This is a genomic window from Cupriavidus sp. 291-E7 (genome assembly GCF_057798835.1).
In genome coordinates this window covers 175,525-192,706 of the sequence record NZ_JBYOJV010000014.1, presented here as the reverse complement: position 1 = coordinate 192,706, position 17,182 = coordinate 175,525, and the positions used below count along the sequence as shown (strand labels likewise).

The 17,182-nt window shown below is 62.5% G+C and carries 16 protein-coding genes; 14 read left to right on the top strand and 2 right to left on the bottom strand.

What is annotated here, in order from left to right:
• The 12 genes from uppS to AC3FLX_RS23465 form a co-directional block, all read left to right on the top strand.
• Positions 1-667 (top strand): polyprenyl diphosphate synthase (gene uppS / locus AC3FLX_RS23520; protein ID WP_488699732.1); only part of this gene is annotated, 667 nt, incomplete at its 5' end.
• 42 nt (positions 668-709) lie between these two features.
• Positions 710-1,531, top strand: a complete 822-nt coding sequence (locus AC3FLX_RS23515; RefSeq protein ID WP_488699731.1) for a phosphatidate cytidylyltransferase — start codon at positions 710-712, stop codon at positions 1,529-1,531.
• Between the two features lie 23 nt (positions 1,532-1,554).
• Positions 1,555-2,733, top strand: coding sequence for a 1-deoxy-D-xylulose-5-phosphate reductoisomerase (gene ispC / locus AC3FLX_RS23510; protein WP_488699730.1), 1,179 nt, complete (start codon positions 1,555-1,557; stop codon positions 2,731-2,733).
• 43 nt (positions 2,734-2,776) lie between these two features.
• A complete protein-coding gene (gene rseP / locus AC3FLX_RS23505; RefSeq protein ID WP_488699729.1) occupies positions 2,777-4,174 on the top strand; it encodes an RIP metalloprotease RseP in 1,398 nt (465 codons plus the stop codon).
• Between the two features lie 160 nt (positions 4,175-4,334).
• Positions 4,335-6,644, top strand: a complete 2,310-nt coding sequence (gene bamA, locus AC3FLX_RS23500; RefSeq protein ID WP_488699728.1) for an outer membrane protein assembly factor BamA — start codon at positions 4,335-4,337, stop codon at positions 6,642-6,644.
• A gap of 22 nt (positions 6,645-6,666) precedes the next feature.
• Positions 6,667-7,197 (top strand): OmpH/Skp family outer membrane protein, encoded by a 531-nt coding sequence (locus tag AC3FLX_RS23495; protein ID WP_488699727.1) that lies wholly within the window; start codon positions 6,667-6,669, stop codon positions 7,195-7,197.
• Between the two features lie 54 nt (positions 7,198-7,251).
• Positions 7,252-8,361 (top strand): UDP-3-O-(3-hydroxymyristoyl)glucosamine N-acyltransferase, encoded by a 1,110-nt coding sequence (gene lpxD, locus AC3FLX_RS23490; RefSeq protein ID WP_488699726.1) that lies wholly within the window; start codon positions 7,252-7,254, stop codon positions 8,359-8,361.
• Complete coding sequence (fabZ, locus tag AC3FLX_RS23485) at positions 8,358-8,810, top strand: 3-hydroxyacyl-ACP dehydratase FabZ (RefSeq protein ID WP_061958372.1); 453 nt, start codon at positions 8,358-8,360, stop codon at positions 8,808-8,810. Before lpxD ends, fabZ begins: the two co-directional genes overlap by 4 nt.
• A gap of 43 nt (positions 8,811-8,853) precedes the next feature.
• On the top strand, positions 8,854-9,657 hold the full coding sequence (lpxA, locus tag AC3FLX_RS23480; RefSeq protein ID WP_488699725.1) for an acyl-ACP--UDP-N-acetylglucosamine O-acyltransferase: 804 nt from the start codon (positions 8,854-8,856) through the stop codon (positions 9,655-9,657).
• Between the two features lie 28 nt (positions 9,658-9,685).
• Positions 9,686-10,879, top strand: a complete 1,194-nt coding sequence (gene lpxB, locus AC3FLX_RS23475) for a lipid-A-disaccharide synthase (RefSeq protein WP_488699741.1) — start codon at positions 9,686-9,688, stop codon at positions 10,877-10,879.
• A complete protein-coding gene (gene rnhB / locus AC3FLX_RS23470; RefSeq protein WP_488699724.1) occupies positions 10,879-11,553 on the top strand; it encodes a ribonuclease HII in 675 nt (224 codons plus the stop codon). Before lpxB ends, rnhB begins: the two co-directional genes overlap by 1 nt.
• 21 nt (positions 11,554-11,574) lie before the next feature.
• A complete protein-coding gene (locus tag AC3FLX_RS23465) occupies positions 11,575-12,357 on the top strand; it encodes a TrmH family RNA methyltransferase (protein ID WP_488699723.1) in 783 nt (260 codons plus the stop codon).
• Positions 12,358-12,369: 12 nt separating this feature from the next.
• Here AC3FLX_RS23465 and AC3FLX_RS23460 read toward each other — a convergent pair whose 3' ends face one another.
• On the bottom strand, positions 12,370-12,918 hold the full coding sequence (locus tag AC3FLX_RS23460; RefSeq protein ID WP_488699722.1) for a hypothetical protein: 549 nt from the start codon (positions 12,916-12,918) through the stop codon (positions 12,370-12,372).
• Positions 12,919-13,001: 83 nt separating this feature from the next.
• The gene (ppsR, locus tag AC3FLX_RS23455; RefSeq protein WP_488699740.1) at positions 13,002-13,814 is read right to left on the bottom strand and encodes a posphoenolpyruvate synthetase regulatory kinase/phosphorylase PpsR; all 813 of its coding nucleotides are present in this window, start codon (positions 13,812-13,814) and stop codon (positions 13,002-13,004) included.
• A gap of 362 nt (positions 13,815-14,176) precedes the next feature.
• Here ppsR and ppsA point away from each other — a divergent pair, with 362 nt between their 5' ends.
• Together ppsA and AC3FLX_RS23445 are read left to right on the top strand one after the other, a co-directional pair.
• Positions 14,177-16,561, top strand: coding sequence for a phosphoenolpyruvate synthase (gene ppsA, locus AC3FLX_RS23450; protein ID WP_488699721.1), 2,385 nt, complete (start codon positions 14,177-14,179; stop codon positions 16,559-16,561).
• A gap of 152 nt (positions 16,562-16,713) precedes the next feature.
• Positions 16,714-17,139, top strand: a complete 426-nt coding sequence (locus AC3FLX_RS23445) for an NfeD family protein (protein ID WP_488699720.1) — start codon at positions 16,714-16,716, stop codon at positions 17,137-17,139.
• Positions 17,140-17,182: the final 43 nt, after the last annotated feature.

Genomic DNA, 17,182 nt, shown 5'->3' with positions numbered 1-17,182 from the left:
CCTGCCGCGTGTGGCCGGCCACACGCGTGGTCTGGATACCGTGCGCGAAATCGTGCAGGCCTGCGCCTCACGCGGCGTACAGTACCTGACGCTGTTTGCATTCAGCTCAGAGAACTGGCGCCGTCCCGCGGACGAGGTGTCCTTCCTGATGCGCCTGTTCATGACGGCCCTGCGCCGCGAGGTGGTCAAGATGCACGCCAACAACATCCGCCTGCGGGTGGTTGGCGACCTGGCGCGTTTCAGTCCGCGTATCCAGCAGATGATCAAGGACGCGGAGGCCCGCACGGCCGGCAATACCGGCCTGACCGTGACCATCGCGGCCAACTATGGCGGCCGCTGGGACCTCCTGCAGGCCATGCGCAAGATGCTGGCCCGCTCGCCGATGCTCGAAGGCGAGTCGATCGATGAGTCGCTGCTGGCGCCGCACCTGGCAATGTCCTATGCGCCGGAGCCGGACCTGTTCATTCGCACGGGCGGCGAGCAGCGCATCAGCAATTTCCTGCTTTGGCAGCTTGCGTACACCGAGCTGTATTTCACCGACACGTTCTGGCCCGATTTCGATGCCGCCGAGCTCGACAAGGCCTTTGCGTCCTACCGCCAGCGCGAACGCCGCTTTGGCCGGACCAGCGCCCAAGTGGTGGCGCCGGGCCTGTCGGGAACGGCCTGAGCCTGCCCGCACCTTCTTACCACCCACGGGAACCGCAGCCGCATGCTTCTGACCCGCGTTATCACCGCCGTATGCCTGTTGCTGTTGATCCTGCCGATCCTGTTCCTGGCGCCACCTTCGGCGCTGGCGGTGCTGGTGGCGGTCATCGTGCTGCTGGGTGGCTGGGAGTTCGGCCGCCTGATCGGCCTGCCGCGGCCCTGGCCCTATGTTTACGCGGTGGTTTGCCTGCTGGCGCTGGTGGCCTGGCATCTGGCCCCGTCCGGCTACGCGATCGACTGGCTGCTTGAGGCTTCGCTCGTAGCGTGGGGCGTGGCGCTGGTCCTGCTTGCGCGGGGCGTACGCAAGGCAACGCCGGGCTTCACCGTGCTGGGCGTCGTGCTCGGGCTGATCATGCTGCCGGCATTCGGTCATGCGGTCATGGTGCTTCGCGCCGCCGGCGTGGGCGTGCTGCTGACCGCCGCGGTGCTGGTGTGGGCTGCCGACATCGGCGCTTATTTCGTCGGTAAGGCAATCGGCAAACGCAAGCTGGCGCCGACCATCAGCCCGGGCAAGTCCTGGGAAGGCGCGATTGGCGGCTGGCTGCTGGCGATGATCGTGGCGTTGGGCCTGGCGGCCAGCCATGCATTCGCTCCCACCTGGTATTCGCTGATCGCCGATAAGGGCGGTCTCGGCTTGCTGGCCATGCTGACGACACTGCTGGTCGCGGCCAGTGTGGTCGGTGATCTTTTCGAATCGCTGCTCAAGCGCCAGACTGGCATCAAGGACAGCAGCCGGCTGCTGCCGGGCCACGGCGGTATCCTGGATCGCATCGACGCGCTGATCCCGGTGTTTCCGCTGGCGGCGCTGCTGCTGGCCTGGGTCTGAACACAACTGAATTCCTCTGTTATATGCAACGCATTACGATTCTGGGCGCCACGGGCTCCATCGGTGAAAGCACGCTGGATGTGGTGCGCCGCCATCCGGACCGTTACACGGTGCATGCGCTCAGCGCTCATCGGCAGGTGGATAAGCTGGCTGCCGCATGTGTGGAGTTTCGCCCGGCGCGGGCGGTGGTCGGATCGGCTGAAGCGGCACGCGAACTCGAAGGCAAGCTACGTCCGGCCGGCGTGACTACCGAGGTCGGCTACGGTCCGGAGGCGCTGGATTCGATCGCCTCGGACGCAGGAACCGATGCGGTGATGGCCGCCATCGTGGGCGCTGCGGGCCTGCGCTCGTCGCTGGCGGCTGCGCGCGCGGGCAAGCGCGTGCTGCTGGCCAACAAGGAATCGCTGGTGATGTCGGGCAGCATCTTCATGGATGCGGTGCACCATCACGGCGCCACGCTGCTGCCGATCGATAGCGAGCACAACGCCATTTTCCAGTGCCTGCCGACCAGCGATCCGCGTTATGGCGCGGGGGTGTCGAAGGTGCTACTGACGGCGTCGGGCGGCCCGTTCCGGACCCGCGATCCGGCGACCCTGCACGACATCACGCCGGACCAGGCTTGTGCCCATCCGAAGTGGGTGATGGGGCGCAAGATCTCGGTCGACTCGGCCACGATGATGAACAAGGGGCTTGAGGTCATCGAGGCCCACTGGCTGTTCGGCGCGCCGGCGGACAAGATCGAGGTGCTGATCCACCCTCAGAGCATCGTGCATTCGATGGTGGCCTACGCCGACGGTTCGGTGCTGGCGCAGCTCGGCAACCCCGATATGCGCACGCCGATTGCCTACGGGATGGCCTATCCGGAGCGCATCGATTCGGGCGTGACGCCACTGGACCTGACCGTTGCGGGCGGACTCCATTTTGAGATTCCTGACCTTGAGCGGTTCCCGTGCCTCGGGTTAGCCTTTGATGCATTGCGAGCTGGCGGGGTTGCGCCGGCCGTGCTGAATGCTGCAAATGAGGTAGCCGTGGAGGCCTTCCTGGCCGGTAGTATCCGGTTTACGGATATCGCTCGCGTGGTGGCTGATGTGCTGGAGCAGCCCGCCGAGGGCGAATCCGCTTCGCTCGAGGGTGTACTGGCGGCCGATGCCGCGGCACGCGGTGCCGCCCAGGCGTTGCTGAAACAACTGGCCAGCCGTTGATCGGTATCACGGCCCGGCCCGGATCTGGAAAGGGGGACTTGCCATGCAAACCGTGATCGCCTTTGTCGTCGCCCTCTGTGTCCTGATCTTCGTGCATGAGATGGGCCACTATCTGGCCGCGCGCGCTTGCGGGGTCAAGGTCCTGCGGTTCTCGATCGGTTTCGGCCGGCCGCTGGCGCGCTGGGTCAGCAAGGGGCGCGACCGCACCGAGTGGACGCTGGCAGCCATTCCGCTCGGCGGCTACGTCAAGATGCTCGACGAGCGCGAGCGGGACCCGGAGACCGATCCGCCCATCGACGCCGCCGAACTGCCGCGTGCCTTCAATCGGCAACCCGTTGGCAAGCGTTTTGTCATCGTGGCGGCGGGTCCGCTTGCCAATTTCGCCCTCGCCATTGCGCTGTATCTGGTGCTTTTCGCCGGCGGCATGCGCGAGCCGGTGCCCGTGCTTTCCACGCCGGCAGCCGGTACGGTGGCGGCGCAGGCAGGGGTGCGCGACGGCGACCGTGTGCTGTCGCTGGCAGCGAATGGCCAGACTGAGCCGGTTCGCTCCTGGAATGACCTGCGCATGGCCGTATTTGCCCAGGGATTCGGCGATGCACGCGCGGTATTGCACGTACGCGGTGCAGACGGCGCCGAGCGGGATATCGCGCTTGGGCGCCTGCCGGATACCGGCGGCAACCCGGATCAAGACCCCCTCGCCACCCTTGGGCTGGCGCTGAAGGGCGGGCCAGTCACCATCACCGAGATCGTTGCGGATTCGGCCGCCCAGCGGGCTGGCCTGCGCGGCGGGGACAGGATCGTGGCCTGGCAAGGCCAGCCGCTGAGCCAGGCGGGCGAGCTGATTCGCGGCGTGCGGGCACGGCCGGGGCAGGAAGTCACGCTTGGCATCGAACGCGAAGGCCGGCGTCTGGACGTGGCCGTGAAACTGGATGCCGCTCCGGGCGGCAAGGCCGAAACCGAAGGGGCCGCACCCGCGATGGTCGGCAAGCTGGGCGCGGCGCTGAACCAGGCCGTGCAGACCGAGATCGTGCGATATCCGTTCACGCAGGCGCTGGCGCGCGCGGCGGACCAGGTCTGGAGCACCAGCACGCTGTCATTGAAGCTGCTTGGCAAAATGCTGATCGGCCAGGCATCGCTGCAGAATCTGAGCGGCCCGCTGACCGTGGCCGACTATGCCGGCCGTGCCGCCAACATGGGTTGGCAGCCGTTCGTGAGCTTCCTTGCGCTGGTCAGTGTCAGCCTCGGTGTACTGAATTTGTTACCTATTCCGGTGCTGGATGGGGGGCATTTGCTGTATTATTGCGTGGAATTTTTGACTGGCAGGCCTGTACCAGACCACTGGCAAGCGATGCTGCAGAAGGTCGGCATCGCGTGCATCTTGCTCCTGACCTCACTCGCTTTGTTCAATGACGTCAGCCGACTGTTTCTTGCGCGCGGCTAGTTTCGCGCAGCCGGAAACGTCTGTCGGCCGGGGGCGGTCGCATTCCGAGGGGGTTTTCCCCGTCGGGCGGGATCAGTCTTGCCGGTATTGTCAGGCGTAGCTGCAATCGGCGTTGGAGCCAACACCCTGCATGAAATCGATGAGGAAGAGGGGATCGACTTTGATCAGAAATAAGCGCATCTCGCTGAGCTTGCTGACGAGTGCCATTATTGCGGCATGGAGCCCGGTGGGTTGGGCCGCAGATCCGTTTGTGGTCAAGGATATTCGCGTTGAAGGCCTGCAGCGCGTGGAGCCGGGTACGGTCTTCGGCTATCTTCCGGTTCGAGTCGGCGAGACGTTCACCGACGACAAAGGCGCCGATGCGATTCGCGCGCTCTACAATACCGGCTTTTTCAAGGACGTGCAGATCCGCGCCGAAGATGGCGTGCTGGTCGTGCAGGTCGAGGAACGCCCGGCAATCTCCCAGTTGGAATTCGTCGGCATCAAGGAATTCGACAAGGACACGCTGCGCCGCTCGCTGCGTGCCGTGGGCGTAGCCGAGGCGCGTTACTACGACAAGGCGCTGATCGACAAGGCCGAGCAGGAACTGAAGCGCCAGTACGTGGCCCGCGGCTACTACGCGGCCGAGGTCCAGACCACCGTGACACCGGTGGACCGCAATCGCGTGTCCGTGGTGTTCAACGTCGAGGAAGGCCCGGTCGCCAAGATCCGTCAGATCAATATCGTCGGCAACAAGGCTTTCAAGGAAAGCACGCTGCGCGACGAGATGCAGCTGTCCACACCGAACTGGCTGTCCTGGTACACGAAGAACGATCTCTATTCCAAGCAGAAGCTCACGGCCGACCTGGAAGCGCTGCGTTCGTACTACCTGAACCGCGGTTATCTGGAATTCCAGATCGAATCGACCCAGGTGTCGATCACGCCGGACAAGAAGGATATCTACCTGACCCTCAATATCAGCGAGGGCGATCAGTTCAAGGTGTCCGATATCCGTCTGGCTGGTGAACTGCTGGGCAAGCAGGACGAGATTCAGAAGCTGCTGCAGCTGAAGAAGGGCGACATTTTCTCGTCCGAGAAGCTGACGGCCAGCACCAAGGCCATCACCGATCTGCTTGGCACGTACGGCTACGCCTTCACCACGATCAATCCGCAGCCCCAGATCGACAAGGAAAAGCGCGAAGTCGCGCTGACCCTGATGGTCGACCCGGGCCGTCGTGTCTACGTGCGTCGCGTGAACGTCGTGGGCAACAGCAAGACGCGCGATGAAGTGGTTCGCCGCGAAATGCGCCAGATGGAAAGCTCGTGGTTCGATAGCGAAAAGCTCCAGCAGTCGCAGGCCCGTATCAACCGTACCGGCTACTTCACCGACACGAACATCACGACCGAGGACGTGGCCGGCGCGCCTGACCAGGTGGACGTGAACGTGAACGTGACCGAGAAGCCGACCGGCCAGATCAGCCTGGGTCTCGGTTTCTCGTCGACCGACAAGCTCGTGCTGCAGGCAGGCCTGCGCCAGGACAACGTATTCGGCTCCGGCACCAGCCTGGGCCTGGACGTGAACACGGCCAAGTCGTTCCGTACGATCGCGCTGACGCAGTACGATCCGTACTTCACGGTGGATGGCATCAGCCGCTCGACGGACATCTACTATCGTACGTCCCGCCCGCTGTACTACACCGGTGATCAGGACTACAAGATCGTGTCGGCCGGTGGCGGCTTCAAGTTCGGCGTGCCGTTCTCCGAGAACGACACGGTGTTCTTCGGTATCGGCTATGAGCGTACCCAGGTCTATACGTCGACCAATACGCCGAGCCAGTACACGGCGTGGCTGCAGAAGATCGGCAAGGCCAGCGGCGATCCGATCAACAACTTCCCGTTCACGATTGGTTGGGCGCGTGACCGTCGTGACAGTGCGCTGATCCCGACCAAGGGTCCGTACACCCAGGCCAACCTGGAAGTCGGCGTGCCGGGCGGCGATACGCAGTACTATCGCGCGAGCTTCCAGCAGCAGTATTTCTATCCGCTGTCGAAGGCGTTCACGCTGGCCTTCAACGGTGAGGTTGCTTATGGTCACGGTTACGGCAACACGCCGTTCCCGGTGTTCAAGTATTTCTACGCCGGTGGTATCGGTTCGGTCCGTGGCTACCAGACCAGCACGCTTGGTCCGAAGGACCAGAACGGCAACCCCGTGGGTGGTGCCTCGAAGCTGATCGGTAACGTGGAATTTGTGTTCCCGCTGCCAGGCTCCGGCGTCGATCGTACCCTGCGCCTGTTCACGTTCTTCGACTTTGGTAACGTCTATCAGGAAGGTGCACCGATTACGTTCAGCGACCTGAAGTATTCGACCGGTTTCGGTATGTCGTGGCTGTCGCCGATCGGGCCGCTCAAGGTCAGCATGGGCTTCCCGCTGAAGAAGGACGACAACGATCGCGTTCAGCGGTTCCAGTTCCAGATTGGTACTGCATTCTGATCCCCACAAAGGATTCTGTTTGATGAAACTCCACACTCCACTGATGAAATCCCTGAGCGCGGCCGCGCTGGCCGCTGCGGCCCTTTGCGCGGCGGCCCCGGCGATGGCTCAGGAGACGCGCATTGCCGCGGTGAACTCGGAGCGTATCCTGCGTGACTCGCAGCCGGCCAAGGCTGCCCAGGTCAAGCTCGAGCAGGAATTCTCCAAGCGCGACCGCGAGTTGCAGGACATGGCCCAGAAGATCAAGGCTATGGCTGACAAGCTCGACAAGGACACGGCCGTGCTGGCCGACGCCGACCGCCAGCGCCGTCAGCGCGAAGTGGCCGACCTCGACCGCGAATTCCAGCGCAAGCAGCGCGAATTCCGTGAGGACCTGAACCAGCGCCGCAATGAGGAACTGGCCCAGGTTCTGGAACGCGCGAATCGCGTGATTCGTCAATTGGCTGAGCAGCGCAAGTACGATCTGATCGTGCAGGAAGCGGTCTACGTCAATCCGCGTATCGACATCACGGACGACGTGATGAAGGCGCTGAACGCCGGCTCGGGCAAGTAAGCGAAGCGGCGGCCGCTCGCGACCGCCTTCGCTTTTTCTCAAGGAAGTACCGCCATGAAGACACCCACACTGGGTCAGCTCGCCACCGAGAACGGCGCGCAGGTTGTGGGTGATCCCGACCTGGCCGTGGGCGGCCTGGCGCCGCTCGACCAGGCTGGTTCCGGCGACCTGTCGTTCCTCTCCAATCCGCTATACCTGGCGCAGGCGCTGGCTTCGAAGGCCGGCGCCATTATCGTGTCGCCGGCAGACCTGGAGCGCATCCGCGCGGACGGGCAGGCCGATGGCCGTAACTGGCTGGTGGCCCGCAATCCCTATGTCTGCTTTGCCCGAGTGGCGCAGCGCTTCGATCGGGCCGCCAATGCGGACCCACGTGTCGGCATTGACCCGCGGGCTACGGTGGCGGCTGACGCAGTGGTTCCCGCGTCATGCTTCATCGGTCCGAACGTGGTCATCGAGGCTGGGGCGCAGTTGGGTGAGCGGGTGCGTGTCCTGGCAAATGCCTTTATCGGCGCAGGGGCGAAGATCGGCGAAGATACGCTCATCTACGCCAATGTTTCTGTCTATCATCGTTGCGTGGTGGGTGCGCGCAACATCCTGCACAGCGGGGCGGTGATCGGTGCCGATGGCTTTGGCTTTGCACCCGATATCGGACCGGCGGGGGTCGAGTACGTCAAGATCCCGCAGGTTGGCCGTGCGTTGCTGGGCAACGATGTGGAAATTGGCGCGAACACGTGCGTGGACCGTGGCGCGATGGCCGATACCGTGATCGAGGACGGCTGCAAGATCGACAATCAGGTGCAGATTGCTCATAACGTGCATGTGGGCGCCCATACCGTGATCGCCGGCACGGCGGCGGTGTCGGGCAGCACGAGAATCGGCAAGTTCTGCGTGATTGGGGGCGCGGCCAATTTTTCCGGCCATTTGAATATCGCTGACCGGACCACAGTGTCCGGCGGCACGTCGATTACCAAATCGATTACAAAACCCGGTGGACACTTCACTAGCGTATTCCCGTTCACATCGCATGGTGAATGGGAGCGCAACGCGGCCATCGTGCGCGGCTTGTCGAAGCTGCGTGAACGAGTGGTGCAGATGGAACGCCGGTTGCGCGGCGGTACCACTGGGTCCAATAGCAACAAACAAGACGAAGAGAAATCATCATGACAGCCTCCGACATCGACATCCGCAAGATCCTGAAGCTGCTGCCGCATCGGTATCCGATTCTGCTGGTCGACCGCGTACTCGAGTTCGAACCGCAAAAGCGGATCAAGACCCTGAAGAACGTGACGATCAACGAGCCGTATTTCATGGGCCATTTCCCGGAACAACCGGTGATGCCGGGTGTCATGATTCTGGAAGCGCTGGCGCAGTCGGCTGGCCTGCTGACCTTTGGCGCCGACATGGAGCGCAAGGAAGGCGCGCTGTACTACTTCGTCGGCATCGACGGCGCACGCTTCAAGCGCGTGGTGTATCCCGGTGATCAGCTGCATCTGAATGTCACCGTGGAACGCTACATCCGCGGTATCTGGAAGTTCAAGGCCAGCGCCACTGTAGATGGCGAAGTCGCTTGCGAAGCCGAGCTGATGTGCACGGTCAAGCAGGCCGAGGCCTGATCCTTCCGATACCGAGCAGAACTGAAAGCACAGGACAGGACGTATGACGCAAATCCATCCCACCGCACTGGTCGACCCGAAGGCTGAACTTGGCGCCGATGTGGAAGTCGGCCCGTTTTCGATCGTCGGTCCGAACGTACGGATTGGCAGCGGCACGCGGATCGGCTCGCACACCACGGTCGAGGGTCATACCACGATTGGTGAAGGCAACCGCATCGGGCCGTATGCCTCTGTGGGTGGCGTGCCGCAGGACATGAAATATGCCAATGAGCCGACCCGGCTCGAAATTGGCGACCGCAATACGATTCGTGAATTCACCACGATCCACACGGGCACGGTGCAAGACCGCGGGCTGACCCGCCTGGGCAACGACAACTGGATCATGGCGTACGTGCATATCGCGCACGACTGCCAGGTGGGCAACCACACAGTGTTCTCCAGCAATGCGCAGATTGCCGGCCACGTGGAAGTGGGTGACTGGGCAATTCTTGGTGGCATGAGCGGCGTGCACCAGTTCGTGCGAATTGGTGCCCATGCCATGCTGGGTGGCGCGTCGGCGCTGGTGCAGGATGTGCCGCCGTTTGTGATCGCGGCCAGCGACAAGAGCGGCAACAAGGCGACGCCGCACGGCATCAACGTGGAAGGGCTGCGCCGGCGTGGTTTTGACGCGGGCCAGATCGCGGCGCTGCGCCAGGCTTACAAGCTGCTGTACAAGTCAGACCTGAGCTTCGACGTTGCCCGACAGGAAATCGTGGCATTGCTGGGCCAGTCCGACGCCACCACGGCGGCGCCACTGCAGTCGTTCGTCGACTTCCTCGCCGCGACGCAGCGCGGCATCGTGCGCTGAAAGCAAGCCAGACATGGTCGAGGCAGCCATGCAGGCCGCGCTTCCCGCTGAAGCGGTGGCCCATGTAAACAAGCGCGGCACGATCGCAATGGTTGCCGGAGAGGCATCGGGCGATCTGCTGGCTTCGCTATTGCTTGAAGGATTGCACGCGCGGCTAGGCGAATCAGTGGACTACGCCGGAATTGGCGGACGCCGCATGATGGCGCAGGGTTTCGTTTCGCATTGGCCGATGGAGACGCTGTCCGTCAACGGCTATGTCGAAGTTCTTGGATCGCTGCGAGAGATTCTGGCCACTCGTCGCGCGATTCGTGATCAGTTGCTGGCCCGTCCGCCGCTGTGTTTTATTGGCGTGGACGCGCCGGATTTCAATTTCGGTCTCGAAGTTCCGCTGCGGCGCGCGGGAATTCCCGTTGTGCACTTTGTCAGTCCATCGATTTGGGCGTGGCGCGGCGGTCGTATCCGCACGATTGCGCGGGCGGTGGACCACATCCTCTGTCTGTTCCCGTTCGAGCCGGAGATCTACGCCAAGGCCGGTATTCCCGCGACATACGTGGGTCATCCGCTGGCAGATGTGATTCCGATGGTGCCCGACGTGGCAGGCGCGCGCGTGAAACTGGGTTTGCCGGAAGGCAAGCGCATCGTTGCGGTGCTGCCCGGCAGCCGGCAGTCGGAAGTTCGTAACCTGGGCGCTACGTTCTTCGAGGCAATGGCGCGCATGCATCGGATGGACGGCAATCTCGCCTTTGTGCTTCCGGCAGCCAATGCCTCGCTGCACGCCATCGTCGAAGAATTGCACGCGCAACATCCTGAGATCGACCTCACGATTGTGGATGGTCAATCGCATCTGGCGATGGAGTCGGCGGATGTTGTACTGCTGGCCAGTGGCACAGCGACGCTGGAGGCCGCGTTGTACAAGAAACCAATGGTGATCTCGTACAAGGTGCCCTGGCTGACCGCGCAGATCATGAAGCGGCAGGGCTACCTGCCTTACGTGGGGCTGCCTAATATTCTGTCAGGGCGCTTTGTGGTGCCCGAGTTGCTGCAGGACGATGCCACGCCAGAGGCGCTGGCGCGCGAGACGCTGCTGCAACTCAATGACGAAGGCAATATTGCATTCCTGCGCGAGCATTTCACGACCATGCACGAAACGTTGAAGCGGGATACGGCACGGCTGGCGTCGGGCGTGGTAGCAGACCTGATGCATAGCCGGGGAGTAGCCTGATGCCGCGAGTCAAAGCTGCAAACGCCGGCCAACTCGGGCTCGAACTGACGCAGACCGTTGCCGTGGTTCAGCGCCTTTGCGGCGTGGACGAGGCCGGGCGAGGACCGCTGGCAGGTCCGGTGTACGCGGCAGCAGTCGTGTTGAATCCGGACCGCCAGATTCGTGGTCTGGCCGACTCGAAAATCCTGACGGCCGAGAAGCGAGCGGCGCTGTTCGACCGGATCTGTGAGCGGGCATTGGGCTGGCACATAGCGTTCGCAACGGTGGAGGAGATCGATTCGATCAACATCCTCCATGCGTCGATGCTCGCCATGCAACGCGCCGTCCAGGGGCTGGCAGCCAGTGGTGTCATTCCCGACCTCGTGCAGGTCGACGGAAACCGCTGCCCGCAGGTTGCGTTTCCGGTGGAAGCTATCGTCAAGGGCGACGCCAAGGTGCGTGCGATTTCGGCAGCGTCGATCCTCGCAAAGGTAGCGCGCGACCGCAACCTGCTGGAATTGCACCAGCAGTATCCTGAATACGGCTTCGATTCACATTTTGGCTACCCAACGCCCCAGCACTTTGCGGCGCTCGAGCGTCATGGCCCTACGCCGCATCACCGGCGGTCGTTCGCGCCGGTACGCGTGGCGCTGGAGCGGCTGAGCGGCGCGGTGCAAGAAGCGCCACCTTTCTAAGCTCTCTACAACGACAACGCTTTGAAGCACGTCACTTCGCGCGACAACGCGCTGTTCAAGCAGTTGAAGGCCCTGACCGGGTCGACCCATCAACGCCGTAAGTCCGGCCAGTCCGTGCTCGATGGCGTGCATCTGGCGCAAGCGTACGTGGACGCATTGGGGCAACCCGCATCGTGCGTGGTAGGTGAACGCCACTACGATCACGCCGAAGTACGCCCGTTGCTGGACCGGATCGATCCCGAGCGCGTTGTCGTGCTGGCGGATGCGCTGTTCACCCAGATCAGTAGCGTGGCGAATGGCATCGATCTGCTGTTCGTCATCGATACACCAGCCGGGCATTTGCCCGCGAAGATCGATACCGACTGCATCATCCTCGACGGCGTTCAGGATGCGGGCAACGTCGGATCGATTCTGCGTAGTGCCGCGGCTGCAGGCATTCCCCATGCGTTCCTCACGACGGGATGCGCGTTTGCATGGTCGGTTAAGACGCTGCGTGCCGGCATGGGCGCGAATTTCCATCTCAATATCGTCGAGCATTGCACGCTGGACATGCTCGCCACCCGACTGGCCGTTCCACTGCTGGCGACGTCGTCGCACGCCGATGCCGCAGTGTTCGACACGGACCTTCGGCAACCGGTGGGCTGGGTGGTCGGAAACGAAGGCGCAGGGGTGAGCCCGGACTGGATGGCACGCGTATCGCGCACGGTCGGCATTCCCCAGCCGGGCGGGCTGGAGTCGCTGAATGTGGCGGCTGCAACTGCCGTGTGCCTGTTTGAAACGGTGCGGCAACGCCGATCGACATGAAGTCGTGAGCCGCTAGCGCGACCGGCTTTCCCTGGTTGTGGCAGCGGGGGTGTTGGCGGGCGTGGATTTTTTGCCGACCAGCAGGAGCAGGGCGTCGGTCATACGCTCGAACTTTTCGTCCATACGGTCGAACCTCTCATCCATGCGGTCGAACTTCTCGTCCAGACGCTCGAACTTCTTGTCCATCTGTTCGAACCGCTTGTCCATCTGCTCGAATCTCTTTTCCATCTTGGTTTCGAGCTTTTCGAATCGCTGGTCCACGCTGGTTTCAAGCCGCGCAACCCGTTGAACGAGTTCCTGATGGGACAGGTGGAGGGTGTCGACCCGATACTTTACGGAATCGAGCTGGTCATGGACGACCTCGATTGCTTTATCGGCGCGGCGTGACGACAGCTCGACAATGCCGAAGATGCCACCGAGCGCCACGGCAATTGCCGTGAATATGATGCCAGCGTTACGGAGGTCGATTCCTCGTGACGGGGCGTGTTGCCGGGCGGGGCCGGAAGCGTCGCCTGATTCAGGTAGTTGCGGAAACTGATCTACGGTCATAGTGATGGTCATGGCATGGAGACGTCACGTCGATGACGTCATATTCCATCCCAGGCCACCACGTGCCTAGAAGACGATTCTCAAAACGCCGTGCGTCAGTAGTTGTCCCGGTCGATCTTGATTTCCTGAAGGATCGTGGTGGCGATCTCCTCGATCGACTTGTGCGTCGAGGACAGCCACTTGATGCCTTCGCGGCGCATCATGGCCTCTGCCTCATTGACCTCATACCGGCAGTTTTCGATCGCCGCATACTTGCTGCCCGGGCGGCGCTCGTTGCGGATTTCGGTCAGTCGCTGGGGATCGATCGACAGCCCGAAGATCTTGGGCTTGAAGGCGTAGAGCGCCGAAGGCAGGCGGCCGCGCTCGAAATCGTCCGGAATCAGCGGATAGTTGGCGGCCTTGAGTCCATACTGCATGGCCAGGTACAAGCTGGTAGGCGTCTTGCCGCTGCGCGACACACCCACCAGGATCACATCGGCCTCTTGCAGATTTTTATGTGACTGCCCGTCATCATGTGCCAGCGAAAAATTGATGGCTTCGATCCGGTTCTTGTATGCCTCGGTATCGGCGTTCTGGTGGAAGCGCCCGATCGCATGCGTGGACTTCAGTCCCAGTTCCTTCTCCAGGGGTTCGATGAAGGTCTGGAACATATCCAGGATCATCGCCTTGGCCCGGCGCATCGCCTTGTTCGATTCGGCGTTGACGAGGGTGGTGAAGACGATCGGAGGCACGCCCTCGTTGTAGAACGCCTCATTGATCTTGCTGACGGCGACATGAGCCTTATCCGGCGTATCGACGAAAGGCATTCGTACTTTGCGAAAGCGCATTTCGAATTGCGCAAGAATCGAGTGACTGAATGTTTCGGCGGTGATGCCGGTGCCATCGGAAACGATAAAGACCGTCCGCACGGCAGGGCGGTCAGCCGCTGGCTGGCTCTGCGCCGGGGATGAGTCAGTCTGGGGAGTCTGGGCCAGCGCAGGTTGCGACGCGTCAGGCGCTTCGGGCAAGGACATGTCTGAACAATAATTTGGAACAGCCGCTGAGCGAAAGTGCGGTGCGGCACGGTAGAATAGCGGCGATCTTTTGGCTAAGCAATTCCGCCAATGCCGGTCAGACAACGATCTGCGACCGGATTGTCGACAATGTGCGACGCAGCATCTACAGCGTCTGATGGCACAAGGAATTGCTCAGCCAAGCGATCCGCCGGGGACAGAACACCAACAAGATACCGGTCGGTGCAAAAGATTTCTTACTTTGTTTTGAGGCTTTTATGACCAACCAGGTAGATAACGGCGCGTACGTGCTGCCGTTCGAAGAACTGCGCATGCAGGACGTGGAGACCGTCGGCGGCAAGAATTCGTCGCTCGGCGAGATGATCTCGCAGCTGGCCGGCGCCGGCGTGCGCGTCCCCGGCGGTTTTGCCACCACCGCGCTGGCATTCCGTGACTTCCTCGAACACAACAACCTGACCGCCCGCATTTCCGAACGTCTGAAGACGCTCAACGTGGACGACGTGAAGGCGCTGGCGGAAGCTGGTGCCGAGATCCGCGGCTGGGTTGCCACGGCGCCGTTCCAGCCGCGCCTCGAAGCGGAAATCCGCGAGCACTATGCACGTGTGTCGGCGCGCGAAGGCGCCGAGGCATCGTTCGCCGTGCGTTCGTCGGCTACCGCCGAAGACCTGCCCGATGCATCGTTCGCGGGCCAGCAGGAGTCGTACCTCAACGTCAGCGGTATCGACGACATCCTCGATAAGATCAAGCACGTCTTTGCATCGCTGTATAACGACCGTGCGATTTCCTACCGCGTTCACAAGGGCTTTGCCCATGACGTGGTGGCGCTGTCGGCCGGCGTGCAGCGCATGGTCCGTTCGGACCTGGCTTCTTCCGGCGTGATGTTCACGATCGATACGGAATCGGGCTTCCCCGACGTGGTGTTCATCACGTCGAGCTACGGCCTGGGCGAGACGGTGGTGCAAGGCGCCGTGAACCCGGACGAGTTCTACGTCTTCAAGCCGACGCTGCAAGCCGGCAAGTACCCGATCATCCGCCGTTCGATCGGCTCGAAGCTGGTCAAGATGGAATTCACGAAACCCGGCGAAGCAGGCCGTGTGAAGACCGTGGACGTGCCGCCCGAGCTGCGTAATCGCTATTCGATCAGCGATGACGATGTGAACGAGCTGGCTCGCTACGCGATGATCATCGAAAAGCACTATGGCCGCCCGATGGACATCGAATGGGGCAAGGACGGCAAGGACGGCAAGATCTATATCCTGCAGGCGCGTCCGGAAACCGTGAAGAGCCAGTCCGCCGGCAAGGCCGAGCAGCGCTTCAAGCTGAAGGGCACTTCGGCAGTGCTGACCAGCGGCCGTGCAATCGGTCAGAAGATCGGTACCGGCCCGGTTCGCGTCATCAATGATCCGTCCGAAATGGAGCGCGTGCAGCCTGGCGACGTGCTGGTGGCCGACATGACCGACCCGAACTGGGAACCGGTGATGAAGCGTGCCGCCGCCATCGTCACGAACCGTGGCGGCCGTACCTGCCACGCCGCGATCATCGCGCGTGAACTGGGTGTGCCGGCAGTGGTGGGCTGCGGTGACGCTACCGACTTGCTGACGGACGGCACGCTGGTGACGGTGTCGTGCGCCGAAGGCGACGAAGGCCGTATCTACGACGGTCTGCTGGAAACGGAAGTCACCGAGGTCATGCGCGGTGAGATGCCGGAGATCGAGACCAAGATCATGATGAACGTCGGCAATCCGCAGCTGGCGTTCGACTTCGCGCAGATTCCGAACCACGGTGTTGGCCTGGCCCGTCTGGAATTCATCATCAACAACAACATCGGCGTTCATCCGAAGGCGATCCTCGACTACCCGCAAGTCGACTCCGACCTGAAGAAGGCCGTGGAATCGGTGGCCCGCGGCCACGCCAGCCCGCGCGCGTTCTACGTGGACAAGCTTGCCGAGGGTATCGCGACGATTGGTGCCGCGTTCTATCCGAAGCCCGTGATCGTGCGCCTGTCCGACTTCAAGTCGAACGAGTACAAGAAGCTGATCGGCGGCTCGCGCTACGAGCCGGACGAAGAGAACCCGATGCTGGGCTTCCGTGGCGCGTCGCGCTACATCTCTGACGACTTTGCCGAGGCGTTCGAGATGGAATGCAAGGCCATGAAGCGCGTTCGCGACGAAATGGGCCTGACCAACGTCGAGATCATGGTGCCGTTCGTGCGCACGCTGGGCCAGGCCGAGCGCGTGATCGGACTGCTGGCCAAGCATGGCCTGAAGCGCGGCGAAAACGGCCTGCGCATCATCATGATGTGCGAAGTACCGTCGAACGCGATCCTGGCTGAAGAGTTCCTGCAGTTCTTCGACGGCTTCTCGATCGGCTCGAACGACCTGACGCAGCTGACGCTGGGCCTGGACCGCGACTCGGGCATGGAATTGCTGGCCAAGGACTTCGACGAGCGTGATCCGGCGGTTCGTTTCATGCTGCAGCGCGCCATTTCCACGGCGCTGCGCCTGGACAAGTACGTCGGCATCTGCGGCCAGGGTCCTTCGGATCATCCTGACTTTGCCGCGTGGCTGGCCAAGGAAGGGATCAAGTCGATTTCGTTGAATCCCGATTCTGTCGTGGAGACCTGGCAGCAACTGGCTTCGTGAGGCATTTCGCGTCACAATAGCGACGTCCAATCAAGCGGTGTCCGGCCTAAGGGCCGGCACGCCGTGTGGCACCGGCCCTGCGGTCAGGTGTTCCAACTGCCCCCGCAGGCGCCGTAGGCGCTTGGCGGGGGTTTTGCTTTTCGGGGAGCGGGATGACGTCGTACTACTTGTGGTTTGCCGCGGCCGTCGTGCTGGTGATCGCCGAGATGGCGTCTGGCACGTTCTATCTGCTGATGGTGGCCTGCGGCGTGATAGCTGGCGGCATTGCCGCGCTGCTTGGTGCGGAGGTGCCGGTGCAGACGGTCACGGCCGCGCTGGTTGCCATCGTGGCGATTGTCGCGCTCAGGCGGACGCGCTTCGGCAAGCTGCGCCGCACCGATGCAGCGACGGATCCGGGCGTGAACCTCGATATCGGGCAGGAAGTCGAAGTGCCCACATGGGACGCTTTCCGGCGCGCACGTGTGCCATATCGCGGGGCTGACTGGACCGTCGAACTGGCTCCGGGCACCGATCCCGCTCCGGGTCGCTACAGGATTGTCGAAGTCCGGGGCGCCACGCTCATTGTGTCGCCACGCTAGCGTTCCGCTGTATTCGCCTTGAAGTGTTTTCCTTTTGACGGGA